The 17,588-nt window shown below is 44.0% G+C and carries 16 protein-coding genes and 1 riboswitch; of the genes, 11 read left to right on the top strand and 5 right to left on the bottom strand.

Annotated elements, in window-relative coordinates; genetic code table 11:
• Window positions 1–57: 57 nt before the first annotated feature.
• The gene (locus LCL96_RS13890) at window positions 58–450 is read right to left on the bottom strand and encodes a hypothetical protein (RefSeq protein WP_224942045.1); all 393 of its coding nucleotides are present in this window, start codon (window positions 448–450) and stop codon (window positions 58–60) included.
• Between the two features lie 237 nt (window positions 451–687).
• Here LCL96_RS13890 and LCL96_RS13885 point away from each other — a divergent pair, with 237 nt between their 5' ends.
• A complete protein-coding gene (locus LCL96_RS13885) occupies window positions 688–1,920 on the top strand; it encodes an aminopeptidase (RefSeq protein ID WP_224942044.1) in 1,233 nt (410 codons plus the stop codon).
• Between the two features lie 297 nt (window positions 1,921–2,217).
• Here the strand turns inward: LCL96_RS13885 and LCL96_RS13880 are convergent, their stop codons facing one another.
• Window positions 2,218–2,802 carry a DUF6944 family repetitive protein gene (locus LCL96_RS13880; RefSeq protein ID WP_224942043.1) on the bottom strand — a complete coding sequence of 195 codons (585 nt, stop codon included), beginning with the start codon at window positions 2,800–2,802 and terminating at the stop codon, window positions 2,218–2,220.
• Window positions 2,803–2,989: 187 nt separating this feature from the next.
• Between LCL96_RS13880 and LCL96_RS13875 the strand changes: the two genes are divergently transcribed.
• Window positions 2,990–4,279: an MDR family MFS transporter gene (locus LCL96_RS13875; RefSeq protein WP_224942042.1), complete on the top strand. Its 1,290-nt coding sequence runs from the start codon at window positions 2,990–2,992 to the stop codon at window positions 4,277–4,279.
• 42 nt (window positions 4,280–4,321) lie between these two features.
• Here the strand turns inward: LCL96_RS13875 and LCL96_RS13870 are convergent, their stop codons facing one another.
• Window positions 4,322–5,911: a hypothetical protein gene (locus LCL96_RS13870; protein WP_224942041.1), complete on the bottom strand. Its 1,590-nt coding sequence runs from the start codon at window positions 5,909–5,911 to the stop codon at window positions 4,322–4,324.
• A 33-nt stretch (window positions 5,912–5,944) separates the two neighbouring features.
• Window positions 5,945–7,120: a hypothetical protein gene (locus LCL96_RS13865; RefSeq protein ID WP_224942040.1), complete on the bottom strand. Its 1,176-nt coding sequence runs from the start codon at window positions 7,118–7,120 to the stop codon at window positions 5,945–5,947.
• A 385-nt stretch (window positions 7,121–7,505) separates the two neighbouring features.
• On the opposite strand from LCL96_RS13865, the gene LCL96_RS13860 reads away from it, so the two are divergent.
• From LCL96_RS13860 to LCL96_RS13840, 5 genes are all read left to right on the top strand, one after another.
• Complete coding sequence (locus tag LCL96_RS13860) at window positions 7,506–7,634, top strand: YflJ family protein (protein WP_224942039.1); 129 nt, start codon at window positions 7,506–7,508, stop codon at window positions 7,632–7,634.
• Window positions 7,635–7,846: 212 nt separating this feature from the next.
• Window positions 7,847–7,948: riboswitch (purine riboswitch) on the top strand.
• A gap of 148 nt (window positions 7,949–8,096) precedes the next feature.
• The gene (locus LCL96_RS23620; RefSeq protein WP_224942038.1) at window positions 8,097–9,290 is read left to right on the top strand and encodes a NupC/NupG family nucleoside CNT transporter; all 1,194 of its coding nucleotides are present in this window, start codon (window positions 8,097–8,099) and stop codon (window positions 9,288–9,290) included.
• 92 nt (window positions 9,291–9,382) lie between these two features.
• Window positions 9,383–9,886 (top strand): acyl-CoA thioesterase, encoded by a 504-nt coding sequence (locus tag LCL96_RS13850; protein WP_219167735.1) that lies wholly within the window; start codon window positions 9,383–9,385, stop codon window positions 9,884–9,886.
• 352 nt (window positions 9,887–10,238) lie between these two features.
• Window positions 10,239–11,216 carry a BMP family lipoprotein gene (locus tag LCL96_RS13845; protein ID WP_224942037.1) on the top strand — a complete coding sequence of 326 codons (978 nt, stop codon included), beginning with the start codon at window positions 10,239–10,241 and terminating at the stop codon, window positions 11,214–11,216.
• Between the two features lie 21 nt (window positions 11,217–11,237).
• A complete protein-coding gene (locus LCL96_RS13840; RefSeq protein WP_224942036.1) occupies window positions 11,238–12,896 on the top strand; it encodes a methyl-accepting chemotaxis protein in 1,659 nt (552 codons plus the stop codon).
• Here LCL96_RS13840 and LCL96_RS13835 read toward each other — a convergent pair.
• The gene (locus LCL96_RS13835) at window positions 12,886–13,059 is read right to left on the bottom strand and encodes a hypothetical protein (protein ID WP_224942035.1); all 174 of its coding nucleotides are present in this window, start codon (window positions 13,057–13,059) and stop codon (window positions 12,886–12,888) included. The genes LCL96_RS13840 and LCL96_RS13835 overlap by 11 nt on opposite strands.
• 336 nt (window positions 13,060–13,395) lie before the next feature.
• Here LCL96_RS13835 and mreBH point away from each other — a divergent pair, with 336 nt between their 5' ends.
• The 4 genes from mreBH (at window position 13,396) to LCL96_RS13815 (ending at window position 17,581) form a co-directional block, all read left to right on the top strand.
• Window positions 13,396–14,400 carry a rod-share determining protein MreBH gene (gene mreBH / locus LCL96_RS13830; RefSeq protein WP_224942034.1) on the top strand — a complete coding sequence of 335 codons (1,005 nt, stop codon included), beginning with the start codon at window positions 13,396–13,398 and terminating at the stop codon, window positions 14,398–14,400.
• Window positions 14,401–14,590: 190 nt separating this feature from the next.
• Window positions 14,591–15,154 carry an RNA polymerase sigma factor gene (locus tag LCL96_RS13825; RefSeq protein WP_224942033.1) on the top strand — a complete coding sequence of 188 codons (564 nt, stop codon included), beginning with the start codon at window positions 14,591–14,593 and terminating at the stop codon, window positions 15,152–15,154.
• The gene (locus LCL96_RS13820) at window positions 15,151–15,867 is read left to right on the top strand and encodes an anti-sigma factor domain-containing protein (RefSeq protein ID WP_224942032.1); all 717 of its coding nucleotides are present in this window, start codon (window positions 15,151–15,153) and stop codon (window positions 15,865–15,867) included. Before LCL96_RS13825 ends, LCL96_RS13820 begins: the two co-directional genes overlap by 4 nt.
• Window positions 15,868–16,225: 358 nt before the next feature.
• Complete coding sequence (locus LCL96_RS13815; RefSeq protein ID WP_224942031.1) at window positions 16,226–17,581, top strand: copper amine oxidase; 1,356 nt, start codon at window positions 16,226–16,228, stop codon at window positions 17,579–17,581.
• Window positions 17,582–17,588 lie beyond the last annotated feature (7 nt).

The following is a 17,588-nucleotide window of genomic DNA, read 5'->3' as shown; positions in this document are numbered from 1 at the left end:
TTTTTATTGGTGGTTTATTCAGCTGCTGATAAAAACCGAATAATCAGCAGCTGACCATCACTTCTTGCTCTCGCTATATGTAAATGTCATAAGCACAAATAAGAAAAAGCTAAGTAATAGAGTACTTCCTCCGACAATGTAAAAAACCGTTATGAAGCTTGATGGCAGGTTGAATGGATTTAAATTATACATCCACATCCCGACGGTCAACCCGATCGAGCCGATGATCGCCGTCCACACATGGGCAAATGCGAGTTTAGAAGATTTCGGTACATCATAGGAGCGGTAATAGGAAGAATACGCAAATAAACTCAACCATCCCACAACTAAAATATGAGCGTGAATCGGCTTGAACGCATATGATCCTGCTCCTGCCATATGAGACCCGAGAAATGCTCCGATAAACCCATAAATGGCAGCCATTCGTAATAATAGGACATTCCACCGCATTATACATTACCTCCTTTTTTGAATAATATATCGCTCCCATCATTATAGAATAGTTGTCCGAAATCAGGCTATGATTCTTGATTCAATGCCATAGAACGTTCACAATCTTTCCTCGATGCCAAATTATTTCCTCCACTTTTACACAGAATACAAACATAGGTGTAAACACTTGCAAACGGTGCCGGCACTGATACAATAAGAATGTAATAGAACATTCTGAAAAAAAGGAGAATACATATGACTAATTTCCAACAAAATCTTGAGAAATACGCAAGTCTTGCCGTAGAAGTCGGAGTGAACGTCCAGAAGGGTCAAACCCTTGTGATCAACACATCCCTTGATTCCGCAGAATTCGTACGCTTAGTAGTAAAAAAAGCCTATGAAGTCGGAGCAAAGCATGTTTATGTGAATTGGAGCGACGATTTCGTCAACCGCACAAAATATGACCTTGCCCCGGATGAAGCATTTCAGGAGTTCCCTGAGTGGAAAGCACGTGAAGTAGAAACGCTTGCTGAAGGCGGAGCGGCATTCATGAGCATCGTCTCTTCTAGCCCTGACCTCTTAAAAGGGGTAAATCCTGAACGCATCTCTAACTTCCAGAAGGTTGCCGGTAAAGCGATGTCCAAATACCGTCAGTTCATTCAATCGGACAAAGTCAGCTGGTGTGTACTGGCTGCTCCTTCTAAAGACTGGGCTGCCAAAGTATTCCCAGATGCCTCTGAAGAAGAACAAGTAGATCTATTATGGGACGCAATCTTCAAAGCAGTGCGTGCCGACCAGGCTGACCCTGTACAAGCTTGGAAAGATCACGATGCAAACCTTCATGAAAAAGTGGAATACCTGAACGAAAAGAACTACCAAAAGCTTCATTACACAGCACCAGGGACGGACCTTACCATCGAGCTTCCTAAAGGTCACCTTTGGGTTGGAGCTGGAAGCGTGAACGAAGAAGGAACAACTTTCATGGCGAACATGCCAACGGAAGAAGTATTTACGGTTCCTCTTAAAACTGGTGTTAACGGTACTGTATCGAGCACAAAACCACTTAGCTACGGCGGTAACGTGATCGACAACTTCACGATCACATTCGAAAACGGACGTATCGTGGACGTAAAGGCTGAAGAAGGCGAAGAAATCCTTAAGCGTCTTGTCGATACGGATGAAGGATCTCATTACCTTGGAGAAATCGCCCTTGTGCCTCATCAATCACCAATCTCTCAATCGAATGTGTTATTCTACAACACCTTATTCGATGAGAACGCATCAAACCACCTTGCGATCGGTAATGCCTATGCATTCTGTATCGAAGGCGGGAAGAAAATGAGTGAGGAAGAGCTTGAGAAAAACGGCTTGAACAATAGTATCACTCACGTTGACTTCATGATCGGTTCAGATAAGATGAACATTGATGGAGTAAAAGAAGACGGCTCGACTGAAGCAGTATTCCGCGATGGCGGTTGGGCGTTTTAATATGTAGGATGAATCCCCGGGAGGCGGCTTGGCTGCTTTTTGGGGGTTTTGTTTTTTGATGGGTGAGTTGGATTGAATTTTTTTGACTGAGCGCTCAATCAAATGGGTTCATTTGTAAAATGACGCAATAAACCTTATTTTGACGCAATCCCCTAAGAAAATGACGCAAATATCAAAAAAACGACGCAAATAATTTAAATTTGACGCAATTACTCCGATAAATGACGCAATTCCGGGCTCATACCCAATCGAATCACCCATCCAACCACTAAACACTGAGAAAAACACCCACAATCACTACTGCCCATACTGCTTCGTCAACGCTATCGCAGCGATTGTCGCTCCTGCTGCCTGGGCATAGCTCCCGAATGTCGTCACCTGCAACCCAATATCCTTCATTTCCTTCAAAATATATACTTCCCCTACCGCTTCAAGGGCTGCCCCCAGGGATTGAAGTGTATTTCCATACGAGAGGAGCTTTGAATAGGCACGCGGACTCAGAATTGCTCCGTATGCTTCAAGCCCCGCACCGGCAGATTGAACGACATCTCCGAAGATATCCAGATTCAACCCTTCCAGCTCTTTCCCGGAAAATTGAATTTCAGCGGCAGCGACATTTGTCACGTTCCCAGCTGCTTGAATCCAGTCACCAATCACCCGATAGGTCTCCCCAATGGAGCCATCTGACAGCTTTTCCGCCCCTACCGCCTGCAGGGAATTCCCTGTCGCTTCGAATCCATTCCCGATTGACACTAAGCGATATCCGATAGGCTCCAGTTCCAAACGTTCTTCCCGTATGATCATGGTTTCACCGATGGCAGCGATCACAGTTCCAACAACCTGGGTCCACACTCCCGTAATGAGAATTAGTCTATCGATCACCTCCGTCCACCAATCCTTTCATCATTCATACATTCAATGTATTCAAAGGATCGAAATTGGTATCTTTGGACTCATGTCCTTCTTGAGTGGATATTTTACAAATACCAGTAAATGAGTCTTGTTAAATTTGTCCCATCAGGCTATGATAATCTAGTTCATCTAGAGTTTCATAAGGGGAGGGAATGGGATGAGAATTAGGGATTGGGACCGTAATTTAAAGGTCCGGCTGTTTGGGGAAGCAGCGATTAACATTACCTTCTGGATGTTCTTTCCGTTTTTGACGATTTATTTTACTGAATCGTTTGGAAAGCAGACGGCAGGTTTATTATTAGTTCTTTCACAAGTATTCGCCGTGGTTGCGAATCTGATGGGAGGCTATTGTGCGGACCGCTTCGGACGTAAGCGGATGATGGTCATTTCGGCGTTCGGACAAGGCTTTGCTTTTTTAATCTTTGGACTTGCCAGTTCACCTTGGCTCGATTCTGCCATGATCGGCTTTATCTGCTTTAGTTTGGTTGGTGTGTTTGGCTCATTTTATTGGCCGGCCAGTCAAGCCATGGTGGCCGATGTGGTGGATGAGAAGGACCGAAGCCATGTGTTTGCCGTCTTTTACACGTCCATTAATATCGCTGTTGTCGTCGGACCGATATTAGGGGGCATTTTCTACGTTCATTACCGCTTTCAATTATTGATCGCAGCCGCACTTATATGCATGCTATTAGCCCTTCTTTTATTTAAAATGACGAGGGAAACGGCGCCGGATGATAAGAATAAACTTCTTGTCACAGAAGGAAAAAAGAAAGCTTGGCATAGTGTGATGACGGACCAGTTTAAGGATTACAGCGTTATTTTTAAAGATAAAACGTTTTTATTGTTTATTTTAGCCGGGGTTTTGGTAGGTCAAACGTTTATGCAATTGGACCTCTTGATTCCTGTATATATAAAAGATGTGATGGATAAAGCCACTCTGTTCAGCTTTGGGGATTGGTCCTTGACACTCGTGAGTGAGCAGGTATTCGGTTTGATCCTGTCGGAAAATGGATTTCTGGTGGCTCTTCTTACAGTGGTCATTACACGATGGATCACAAAATTCCGTGAGCGTAATGTGTTCATTCTGTCTTCTGTCATTTATGCGGTTTCGATCTTTATGTTTGGTCAAACGAGTTCCGTATGGATGTTTGTGATCAGTATGGCGGTGTTCACATTTGCAGAGTTGATGACTGCCGGTATCCAACAGAGTTTTGTATCAAAGCTTGCACCAGAGCATATGCGCGGTCAGTATTTTGCCGCAGCGAGCCTGCGTTTTACGATTGCAAGAACGATTGCACCTCTTTCCATCACCCTGTCTCTTTATGTAGGGTATGATTGGACGTTTATCATCTTGTCGATTCTAGCTCTTGTGAGTGCCGGACTTTTCTTTATCATGTTTGAGCGTTTTGAGAAAGAAAATTTGGAACTGAAGAAAGCTGCTCATTAAAAAAAGGAATGATCCGCGATGGATCATTCCTTTTCTTTTCTATTACAGTCCTAGATCAATTCCTTCATCGTCAGACTGCAGCATTGTATTTAGACCAAGATCTGTCGAAAGTCCAAGGTTGAATTCTGAATCTGAAGACTCTTCATTTTCCCATTGAGTGTAGCTTGCATCTGCATTTACACCAAGGTTTGATAGAAGAGAAGATTCATTGTCCTCGTCAGAAGATAAGAATCCAAGAGCAGTATCTGTACCCGCATTTAATCCGGCACTTGTATACTCTTCTTCTTCAGAATCCATTGATTCAGCCCATAGTCCTGCTTCCACTGCGTTCATGACAGTAGCAGCAGATTCGTTATCTTCATCGTTCGTCATTGCACCAAGCATCAGGTTGTTCGCTGCATTCGCTTCGAACTTGGAATAGTCGTCACTGTTTTCAACCGTCGTCATGGCAGAAGTATCGTTCATTGCTTCTACCTGAGAAGAATCTCCATCTTCTTTGTCCATTGTTCCAAGTACTAGACCATTTGCAGATTCAGTACCGATGGACGTTTTAGAAGAATCGTTTTCTTCACTGCTTTCTGTCATCACCCATACATTGGAATCAGTCATAGCATCAGCCATTACTTCATTCTCTTCATCAGATGCAGAAGCATTCAGACCAGAAGTAAGGTTCCCTGAAGTCTTAGAAGTATAAGAATCATCTTCTTCATTGTACATTGTTTCGTTCATGATTCCGGCGTCGGTCATAGCGTTTACTGCTGCTGATCCGTCTTCTCCTTCAACCGCTGCGTTGACATCTTGGGATGCTCCTGCTTCAGTCATGGATGTGAAAGAATCATCTTCTTCACTGTACATCGTTTCGTTCATGATTCCAGCGTCCGTATCAGCATTCACTTCTGCTGATTCGTCTTCTCCTTCAACTGCTGCATTTACATCTTGAGATGCTCCCGCTTCTGTTTTAGAAGTAGCTGAATCTTCTTCTACCATTGTTTCGTTCATGACCCCAGCGTCAGTTTCTGCATTCACTTCTGCCGATTGATCTTCTCCTTCAACAACTGCGTTGACATCCTGAGATGCTCCCGCTTCTGTCTTGGAAGTAGCTGAATCTTCTTCCACCATTGTTTCGTTCATGACTCCAGCGCCAGTTTCTGCATTCACTTCTGCCGATTCGTCTTCTCCTTCAACTGCTGCGTTGACATCTTGTGATGCTCCAGCTTCAGTCTTAGAAGTCGCTGAATCTTCTTCCACCATTGTATCATTCATGACTCCAGCGTCTGTGTCTGCATTCACTTTTGCCGACTCGTCTTCTCCTTCAACGTTTGCATTCACATCTGAAGTTGCTTCTGCACCATTGTTAGTCGTAACAGAATCATTCTCTTCATCTACAACCGTTTCATTTACGACGTTTGCATCAGCATTGGCATCCGTACTCGATTCTTTGTCTGATCCACCGATGTTAAGTCCATTCAATAAACCATCTTCGGAATCAAGGATGTTGACGTTTTCCAATAATCCATCATTGCTGTTTAGCAGTGAATCATTCCCTGCCGCTAAGCTTGTGTGACCTCCGATAGCAAGACTTGCTGCTAATCCACCTGTCATAACCAATGTTCTAAATACGCTTTTTCTCATTTTATTTTTCTCTCCTTTTAAAAGTTTTTAAGTTTATATACTTTTGAAAAGAAGAGAATCTTGAGGTGGTTGGGACGGTGGTGCGTTTAACCACTGATCATAGTAGAGATTCTTTTTCTCATACATATTGGCTTTTTGGAAGTAGACGGCCGTTGCATACTGCTCCGACACAACCCATAAAGAAGTTGATCCTGTTACCTGACTGCTCATTCCACCAGTACTGGAAGACTGACTTGGTGAGTTCATTGAAGTTGTCATCAGGACCGGTTCCATCTTTTTACGGGGTGGAAAAGGATGTTCGTTCAGATTTTTAGGTTCTGCCATCTTAACGGCTTCCTTTTCCTCAACTTTAACCGGTTTTGTAAGTATGGTTTTACTTAGTCTTTTTGCTTTGCTTATCTTATTGGAAATCTTATCAGGTTCGACCGTAACTTCTCTGATCGGTTCCTCCTGAACTTCTTCTCTCTCCATTTCGACATCCTCTGTGTCGTTCAAAGGCCCCTCGGGCACTTCTGTTTCAGCGCCCACTTTAACAGCTGGTTCCTTTGAAACATCGCCGTCGACTACACCGGTATCCACTTTGACCTGTGGATCTTTGGAAACTTCCACATCGACGACCCCTGTATTCACTTTCACTTCAGGGTCATCTGACAGGTCTACTTCCAATAAAGGTTCATCATCTGACAATGCGTCGGTCACGGGTTTCGTTGTCTTTTCCACCGTATTGGTGACCGTCTTCGTCGTTGAATCCACTGTACCGGTTACAGATTTCGTTGTTTGTTCAACGGTTTTGGTAACGGCCTTGGTAGTGTTGTTCACCGTTTCCGTTACAGGAGCCGCTGAGTCCCCTACGATATCTGTAACTGGCTTTGTCGTGTTCTCAACGGTCTTGTTCGCTGTGTTTCCTACGGTTTCCATTGCGTTGTTCACTGTGCCTGTAACCGATTCTGTCGTCTCATCGACCGTATTTGCCACCGAATCAATCGTATTGGAAAGGACATTTCCATTCGACTGATGACCATCCTCAGAAGGCTTGTCCTTCTCCTCGTCAGGAGCGGACACGGCATTATTCACAGTCGTTGTTGCGGTGTCAGTGACAGTATTGACTTCATCCGTCACATTAGAGAGAAGCCCTCCCTCTGCTGAAGCAAAGGTTGGAATACTGATGACTCCAAGAAAAAGCAAAGCCTGAATTAGGCGTTTTTGCACTGCGTCTTGTCACCTCCTTCCGATTCAAATAGCGGATGCTGAAATGTTTTTTTGGGGGTGGTGCCGTATCTGTTGTACCTGGCACAAAAAGAATTGATTGTACCTGGTACACTTTTCGATAATCACTCTAAAAACCCACCATGCATCCGATTTTCACCAAGCTAACGAAGGTGGTTCATATTTGGATCACTTTTTTTATAAAAAAATTTTATTTTTCTTCTAAGAAATTTTCAGAAAAGGATGAATCCGAAAAATTCCGTTTACCCCCTTTCCCCATAAAAAGTGAGATGTTACAATGTACAACCGTAAGCAATCTTATCGTAGCTCGTAAAGAGTTAGTCGGAGATTCCAATCAATACTACGCAAAGAAAGGATGTTTATTTCAATGCATATCGGAAGCAAAGGCTGGTACGTACAAGAGCTAAAAAAAGCAGGCGTACGCCGTTACGAAGAACGCTATGTCGAATCCTACAAAAAACACGTTCTTGCAAATCTACTAGAACGCACTAAATAAAATGAGAGGGACGGACCTCGATTCCTATGACCTGGTCATAGGAATGAAGGTCCGTCCCTTTTTTATTTCAGCCATTCCCTAGCACTCTATTATTTTCGGAATTTTGTTAAAAATGGTTCTTATGAAGCACCACGTTTTTCCATCCTTATCTTTTTGAAAAAACGGTTGTGGGGGGCTTTCATCCTGTGATAAAGTAAAGAACATATTTTGAAAATAACTTCATACGAATTCCTTATATATCTATGGTGATATGGACCATAAGTCTCTACCTGGCAGCCGTAAATTGCTGGACTATAAGGAAAGTCTTTTCTATATGCGATCTAGAAGTGTATGGAGACTTTCCCTATGTGTAGTAGAGAAAGTCTTCATGCACTTTTTTATTTTGATTTTTCAAGAAGTCTGACATCATACGACATACACCTGAGGATTCGGTGAAGAAACCACTTTTGGAGGATTGGTATTGTGAGTTTAGTGTTTGGCATCTTATCGTTACTTGGCGTTATATTCCTGGCATGGCTTTTGAGCAGCAATCGCTCTGCCATTCAATGGCGCACGATCGTCATCGGCATCTGCCTTGAATTTCTGCTTGTGCTTTTTGTGTTAAAGGTTCCCTTTGGGCAAACCGTATTGAAGAAAGCATCCCTTGGAGTCCAGAAAGTCATCGATTACAGTAATGAGGGAATCATGTTTGTTTTTGGTGGTTTTTTTGAAAAAGGGACGAATATTTCATTTGTTTTCGCCATCAATGTATTAGGCGCGATCATTTTCATTTCAGCTTTGATCTCAGCTCTTTATTACTTACGGATCATCCCGTTTTTCGTTAAATATATCGGAATTGGACTGGGGAAAATCCTTGGCACGACGAAGGTTGAATCATTTAATGCGATCGGGAATTCGTTTCTCGGATTGGCTGAGGCCCCATTATTGATCAAGCCTTACTTAGCGAAGCTGACCCGTTCCGAACTATTTGCCGTCATGGTAGGGGGAACGGCTTCAGCAAGCGGGGCCATCCTGATTGGATACTCATTGATGGGAATCGACATGAAATTCCTGCTTCTCTCAGTGTTCAGTGTTCCCATCGTTTCTCTTGTCATTTCAAAGATCATCGAGCCTGAAACAGAAGAATCCCAAACCAATGGAGATATTTCATTGGGGAAAACTACTCATACGAACGTATTTGAAGCGATCTCAGAAGGCGCACTGAGTGGAACGCAACTGGCCATCAACATCGGTGGACTACTGATTGCATTCATCGGGATTCTTGCCGCTGTAAATGGTTTACTCGGATTAGTCGATACAAGTCTTTCAACGGTATTCGGTTATGTATTCTATCCACTGGCACTCCTAGTCGGCATCCCGATGGACGAAGCATTCCGTGCCGCTTCCATCATCGGAACCAAGCTGTCTGTCAATGAGTTTGTGGCATACAAAGAGCTATCAGGAATCATGAACGACTTGTCACCCAAAACGGTTGCGATCCTTTCAGTGGCGTTATGCAACTTTGCGAACCTGTCTTCCATCGGTCAGCTGATCGTCGGATTGGGTTCATTAGAGCCTACCCAACGTCCGATGGTATCCAAACTAAGCTTGAAAGCCATCATTGCAGGAACGCTTGCGAGCTTTATTACAGCCATCATCATTAGTATATTTCTATAACTTTTTCTCTCATTTAGGTTTCTTCCGGTGCCATTTAGTGAATAGTATAAGGTAGCAACCTTTTTGCACATTGAATACGGAAGGTGAAACCATTGAGAGAAAAAAAGACCATGAAAGAAACGAAAACGAGTAAAACGACCCACGTTCTTCCCCCGGACACGAACCATCACGGCACGCTGTTTGGTGGAAAACTGATGGCCTATATAGACGATGTGGCCTCGATTGCAGCCACCCGTCATGCCCGTAAGCCCGTCGTAACGGCTTCCACTGATTCCGTCGACTTCCTTCAGCCCATTAAGGTCGGTGACGCCGTTACATTGGAAGCTATCGTCACTTATACCGGGCGGAGTTCGATGGAGATTTGTGTGAAGGTGACATCGGAGGTACTTCTGACAGGCGAAACCAATGTGGCTGCCATTTCCTTCTTGACGTTTGTCGCACTGGAAGGAAATAAACCCGCCGTCATCCCTGAAGTCGTACCGGAAACGGAAGAAGAAAAATGGCTGAACGAAACAGCCAAAAATCGTGCCGAACACCGTAAAGCACGAAAGAAACATAGTGAAGAGCTGGCGGAGTTCTTCCGGAAAGCGTATTAGTTTTGAAAGAGATGCTTGTTCTGCATCTCTTTTTTTGTACGGTGAAGTCGGCGTTCGCCGTTATATTCGGGATTTCGCCGTTAAAATTGACATTTCGCCGATATATCCAGAATTCCGCTGTTAAATTACCATTTCCGCCGATATATCCAGAATTCCGCCGTTAAAATTCAGATTCCGCCGTTATCCCCCTCCAAGAGCTATGATCCCCCCTTATCATCCACACCCATCAACCAAAATCACAACCTTCTTCCCTTTTTTCACCTCCCCCCTTCAAAATAGGTCCGTCCCTCCGATAATACAGAGGTACGGACATGTGAAGTGTCTTATCATTTTTATTTTTGGAGGTTACGGTTTGAAAAAAATAGTGAGTATGTTTCTTCTTGTCATGCTTGTGATGGCAGGGTGTTCTTCGCCTATGACGAAAGAAACCAGCAAAGAAAAGCAGCATAGTATCGGGATTCTTCTCTCGGACACGGGTCTTGGGGATGGTTCTTTTAATGATTCCGCCTTCAGGGGCCTTGAACGTGCCCGTGATGAGTTGGGGATTATATTTGATTATCGGGAAGCGCCGGACGGGGATTTCGAAGGAGCCCTACAGGAGCTTGTCGATCAGGATCATGAACTTGTCATCGGGCTTGGATTCTCCATCCAGGATGCCCTTGAAAAGGTTGCAGAAGAAAATCCCGATCAAAAATTCCTTTTGATCGACGGTATTTCAGAACTCGACAATATTACATCCATTACGTTTAAAGAACATGAAGGAAGCTTCCTTCTCGGTATGGTGGCCGCAATGAAATCAAAGACAGGTACGATCGGATTCATCAGTGGAGCCGATGTTCCCGTCATACAGCGCTTTGAACAAGGCTATATACAGGGAGCGAAGTATATCAATCCTTCTATTAATATTATAAAAGATACGGCCAACAACTTTGGTGACGCCGGTTTAGGGAAGACCCTCGCTGAGAAGCAAATGAAACAGGGCGCCGACTTTCTTTATCCTGCCGCCGGTTTTACTGGTGTCGGTGCGATCCAAGCTGCTCAGAAAGCAGGCATTTTATCGGGAGGGGTCGATTCGGATCAGTATTTCATCGCTGAAAAATCTGTCGTCACATCCATGGTCAAGAAAATCGACAACGCCGTTTTCAACATAACAGAGGAACTTATGAATGAACAAAAAATTTCTCAGCATGCCTATGAACTGGGCCTTAAAGAAGACGGTGTCGGACTTGCCCCGATCCGTGTCGTGAGTCTTTCACCGGAAGAAACAAAAAAACTGGAAGACGCTAAAAACAAAATCATCTCTGGTGATATTACCGTCAACATGCAATAAATCTACTTAAGGAGTAATGTCATGGCATTAAAAAAACGTTTATTGATCTTGGGGTTGATCCCCCTTGTCCTATCAACCATCATCATTGGGTATATCGTTTCACAATTGGTTTCCCTGCAAAATTCCGCCAAAGACGATGTAGAGGTGCTGCTCGAGACTGAAACCTTGCGCGGGGATCTCATCGTGACGAAGCAGGCCCTATCGAATTATTCGGTGAACTCAACAGAGGAAAATAAGCAAATGGTCGAAAGTTTGCTAAAACAAACCTCTGCTCAAATCACCGACCTGAAGAAACTCATTTCAGTAAAAAACCAAAAACAGACCCTTTCTTCCATAGAGTCTAAATTCACCGATCTGAAATCGGCATCGGACAATGCTCTCAGCGAAATGGACAAAGCGGAAATCAAACGGCAGTCGATCCGGATTTCCGGTGTTTTGAACGACATGTATCTATTGCATAAGCAAACAAACGAGTGGTATGAAGATTTACTAGAAAAAAATAAGAGTCAGATCCAATTTATCGTCTGGGCCTCCATCATCGGTTTTATCGTGACGGTCCTTCTCTCTCTGGCAGCATCGAACCTGCTCAGCCGAAGAATTGTCAAACCACTGAACCGGATGGTGGATAATGCTGAAAAGATGGCAAATGGAGATTTAACGATCACGATCGATTCGGTCAAGGAGAAAAACAGCCGATTCGAAGTTGATAAGCTCCAAACTGCCTTTCAGCATATGGTCGAAAATCTGCGAAGTACGGTTCAATCCGTCCATGACATCGGAACCAATGTCGAACGGTTCACCCAGGATGTGCGCACACAGATGACAAGTCTGACGGAAAGCAGCAATCAGGTGGCACTTTCCACTGAGGAACTTGCGAAAGGGAGTCAATCGATTTCTGAGGATATCCAATCCACCGCTGCCCTTATGGCGGTGATGGGCGATGATTTCGCTCAGACTGTCGAACAGAGCGTCGAATCATCCGAGAGCAGTAAAGTCGCTCTTTCATCTGTCGGGAACGGTCGTACGTCTTTAAATCAGCAACAGGAGTTTGCCGAAATGATCGCCGAATCTTCGTCCTCCATCATGGAGTCCGTTGAATCCTTCGCCCAATATACAGGGGAAATTGAGGATGCCGCCCAGGCGGTAAAGGAAATTGCCGATCAAACGAACCTCCTTGCCTTGAATGCAGCCATTGAAGCCGCCCGTGCCGGCGACGCAGGGAAAGGTTTCGCCGTCGTGGCCCAGGAAGTGCGTAAGCTTGCTGAAGACTCTTCCGTTGCCACCGAGCGCATCGGCAGCATGGTTGGGAACATCAAACAGGGCATCCAGTCGATTATGGATGCCTCCCAAAAAGGGAAGACCCTTTCTAACCAGCAGGTGGATTCCATGAGCGTGACGGAGCGTGCTTTTGAAGAGATCTCCGGTAATGTTTCTACGATCTTTGATAATCTGTCCAAGCTTGAAACCGGGATGCATGCCTCTTCCGAGCGGACCAATCAGGTGATTGCCGCCGTCGAAAACATTTCGGCCATCACGGAAGAAACCGCCGCCGGTACGGAAGAAATCTCATCTTCTACAGAAGAACAGCTTCGTTACTTTGAACGAATGAATGAGCAAGTGGGCGAGCTGAACAAGATGACGACGGAAATGAAGAAACAACTGGAGCGATTTACACTTTAATAGATTGGGAGAATGCCTCGTGATGGGGCATTCTCTTTTTTAAAAATTGAAGGGTAAATGGATGGCTCGCTGATAAATGAGGGTTTTCGCTGATATAACCTACATTCCGCTGATAAATGAGGTTTCCTCCGCTACCCAGGTATAGAAATGCCCACGAAACCACCAATCAATCTCCTATATTCCGGTAATTACCTCACACCATTCCCCTACGACTCCCTTCCCCACTCTTTATGACTAGTTAATATAACCCCATATTATTATTACAGAACGTTTAAATTTTTTTAACGAACAATAAAGGAAGGTCCGCCCTCTTATACATACCAGGGTATAACAAACCCCTGTATGAAGACTTTTTATTTTTTGAGTTGCGCTTTCACTTCTGTCATACTTTGTAACAATATGTCGGTGGTAAATATCTCCACCTACACAACCCCCGAAAATCTCCTATACTGTATAGAAGGTTATACTGTCTAGAATTCTTATAGTTGGAGGAATACTGATGTTATCAAACTCTGAAATTGGGATCGATTTAGGAACTGCCAATATACTTGTTTATAGTAAAAATAAAGGAATTATACTTAACGAGCCCTCTGTTGTGGCCATCGACACTGAAAACAAAACGGTATTAGCTGTTGGAACCGAAGCCAAAAGCATGATCGGGAAAACACCAGGCAAAATTGTGGCTGTGCGCCCTCTTAAAGACGGTGTGATTGCCGACTTTGATGTGACAACTGAAATGCTGAAGCAAGTCATGAAAAAAGCGAGTAAAAAACTTGGATTCTCTATCCGTAAGCCTACGGTTGTTGTATGTACGCCATCAGGTGCAACAAGTGTTGAGAGAAGAGCGATTCAGGATGCGGTGAGAGGAAGCGGAGCGAAATCCGTGACCCTTATTGAAGAGCCTGTCGCTGCCGCGATCGGTGCAGATTTGCCAGTAGGCGAGCCTGTTGCCAACGTCATCGTTGATATCGGCGGAGGTACGACGGAAGTGGCGATCATCTCTTACGGAGGCGTTGTATCTTGTAATACGATCCGTATCGGCGGAGACCAAATGGATGAAGATATCGTTCAATACGTGCGTAAACGCTACAATCTGCTGATCGGTGAAAGAACGGCAGAATTAGTGAAAATCGAGGTAGGTCAAGCACTTATCGAGCATGAAGAAAGAACGATGGATATTCGTGGACGTGATCTTGTCACAGGTCTTCCAAAAACGATTGAACTTTCATCAAATGAAATCCAGAATGCCTTGAAAGAGTCTCTTCTACACATTTTAGAGACCATCCGTGCAACATTGGAAAATTGTCCTCCAGAATTAAGTGGGGACATTGTTGACCGCGGGGTCATCTTAACAGGTGGTGGCTCCCTTCTGAATGGACTTCAGGATTGGTTGAGCCAGGAGATCGTTGTACCGGTTCATCTAGCTCCGAACCCGCTTGAATCTGTGGCAATCGGAACAGGACGTTCTCTATCCGTGATCCACAAATTGCAAAAAGTAAAATAAGCAGAAACCATCCCCCATTTGATTGGGGGATTTTTTTATCCTCTCACACAAAACCCCCTATTTACCCCACTAACATTTTCTTCAAACATTTGTGATCCAAATTCTTATTCCTCTCGTTAGCTTATTAAAATTGAGTTCTACTCCGTTGTCTAGTATCCTTATTTTATATGTCAAAGATAAGGAGCGTATTATGCCCGATGATCGTCAGGATATAAAACTATATCAACAAGTTTTGGCAAAAGACTCGACTGCATTACGACATCTCTATCAGCAATATGAAAAACTGATCTATTCATTCTCATACAAAATGACTGGAGACCGCGAAATCGCTGAGGAAGTGATCCAGGAGGTCTTCATGAAGCTGTGGAAAAAGCACTCTCCATATGACCACACCAAAGGAAAGTTTTCGTCATGGCTGTTGACGATGACGAGGAACACGTGCCTTGATGCGCTACGCAGACGAAAAAAACATGAATCGGTTGAATATATAGAGAAAGACTCCCTTCAGGTTTCCTATGAAACTCCCGCCGATCAACTGGAGTGGAAAGAAAAAGGAACAGCCATCAGGGATTGTATCCAAACATTGAAGGACGACCAGCAAAGAATCGTGCAATTATTCTACTTTAAAGGATTGACTCAACAATCCATTGCTGAGTCCACAGATACTCCACTCGGAACAGTCAAAGGAAGAATCCGCTTAGCCCTGAAACATTTACACACGTGTTTAAAAGGGAAAGGAGGTACATTTGAATGACAACACAACCATGCGATCAATTACTGGATTACTACAACGGACATTTATCTGAACTTGAGAAAGCTCAATTTGAGAAACATTTAAAGAGCTGCGCCCAGTGTCAGGAAGAGCTCCATGAATTGGAACAGCTAATAGAATTCATGCCTTTCGCCTCTGATGTTGTGGAACCTCCAAAAGACTTGGAAGACCGTGTTTTCGCTCATATTCTGGCTGATGAGAAATCGGCAGGCGTTGAACCAATCAAGAAAGCGAAGAAGAAAAACTCGTGGTTCCTTCCTTCTGTCGCGGCAGCATTAGCTCTTTCCCTCATCGGGAATGCTTATCTATTTACACAGCTCGAGGATCAGGAAGAAGTCGTAGAACAAGCTACAATCGATCAGGTCGTCCAATACGTCGACCTCGCCGCCGTCAACGGCAACGCTAAGGGAACCGCCAGCATCATCAAGCAAGGTACACAAACGAGCATGGTCGTCCAGGCTTCGGAGCTTCAGGACCTTTCAGATGAAGAAGTGTATCAGGTATGGCTCATAAAGGATGATAAGCCGGAGCGTGCCGGCACATTTGTCACTAGTAAGGATGGCAAAGGCTCTGTTGTATTTAAATTCAATGAAGAATTCACGAAGAAGGATTGGGATACGGTGGCCATCACCCTGGAACCGGATGCCAATAGCCAGCTTCCCCAGGGAGACATCGTGTTAGCCTCGGAAATATAAAAAAGTTTCATAAATGTTTTTTCGTCCAGCAGTCCTATACTGCTGGGCTTTTTTTATGGCTTATCTATCACGGGCTTAAATATTTTCGCCTATCGAAATGTTTGAGATATTCGAACTAGGGAATTAAGTCCTATGTAACAGAAGTTATACAAATAATAAACAAATGTTTTACTTATTTCCATTCTACTTTTTTTAAAAAGGATTACATAGTAAAAGAAGCTAGATCCATTCTACATCTATCACCCTACTTTTAACCTAATTAAAAAGAATAGAAAAAGTTTTAAAAAAAGTGATCCATGTTTCAACTTCTGTCGTTAGCTCTATGAAAATATAAAAAAACAAAAGGAGAGATTCCATTATGAAAATGAAAAAAAGTTATTTAGCCGTCCCATTAAGTATGACATTATTGATTCCGACTGCAGGTGCAGTATCAGCACATAACGGTGAAGATCATTCTCATGATGCCAAAGTGGATACACCGGCAGGAGAATTAAGAACAACATTGGATCGCTTACTTACCGAGCACGCATACTTAGCAGTCGAAGCAATGAGACGCGGAGCTGAAGGAGCAGAAGATTTCGACGCAGCAGCCGGTGCTTTAAATGATAACGCGGCAGACTTAAAGGCAGCCATCGCTTCAGTATACGGTGAAGAAGCCGGAAACCAGTTCAACACAATCTGGACGAATCACATCGGATTCTTCGTTGATTATGTAAAAGCTACCGGAGCTAATGATCAAGCAGCGAAAGACGAAGCCCTTGCGAATCTCGCGGGATATAAAGAAGAGTTCTCTAATTTCCTAGAAACGGCAACGGGTGAACGTTTGAAATCGGATAGTCTGGCAGAAGGTCTTCAAATGCATATCAACCAGCTGATTGGTGCATTTGATAGTTATGTTGCAGGAGACTATGAAAAGGCTTACGAATATGAGCGTGAAGCGATCAACCATATGGCCATGGTATCAAAAGGATTATCCAGTGCCATCACAGACCAATATCCGGACAAATTCGAAAACACGATGGCGGTGACTCCGGCAACGGACTTACGCTCTACTCTTAACCATCTGTTAACCGAGCATGCTGCTCTTGCGACGATGGCCATGCAAAATGGAATTGATGGTTCAAAAGACTTTGACGCTTCGGTTAATGCGCTGAATGCCAACACGGAAGATCTTTCAGCAGCCATCGCATCAGTATATGGTGAAGAGGCCGGTAACCAATTCAAAGAAATGTGGACGAAGCATATCGGATTCTTCGTGGACTATGTAAAAGCAACGGGTGCTGAAGATGAAGCTGCCAAAAAAGAAGCGATTAAAAATCTTGATGGATACCGTGCTGAATTCTCTAAATTCCTAGAAACAGCCACAGACGGACGTTTGAAATCCGATGCCCTTGCAGACGGTCTTCAAATGCACGTAGAGCAACTGACTGGCGCATTCGACAGCTACGCAGCAGGTGACTATGAAAAAGCATGGGATGGCATCCGCATGGCGTATGAGCATATGTTAAACCCGGCAAAAGGTTTATCAGGAGCTTTCGCTGATCAATTCCCTGATAAATTCAAAGCCAACATGCCTTCAGAAATGCCTAATACGGGTATGGGTGGAACCGCTGACGAAAACGAATTCCCATTCGAATTCCTTCTTGCAGCCCTTCTCATCATCGCGGGTGGAACAACACTTGGAATGAAAAAATACGCTTCACACAAACAATAATCTTTAA

Origin of the sequence: Rossellomorea aquimaris (assembly GCF_020172085.1) — a bacterium.
In the GTDB taxonomy this organism is placed as follows: domain Bacteria; phylum Bacillota; class Bacilli; order Bacillales; family Bacillaceae_B; genus Rossellomorea; species Rossellomorea aquimaris_E.
The sequence above is the reverse complement of the archived record's forward strand: the minus strand, read 5'-3'. Positions and strand labels throughout refer to the sequence as shown.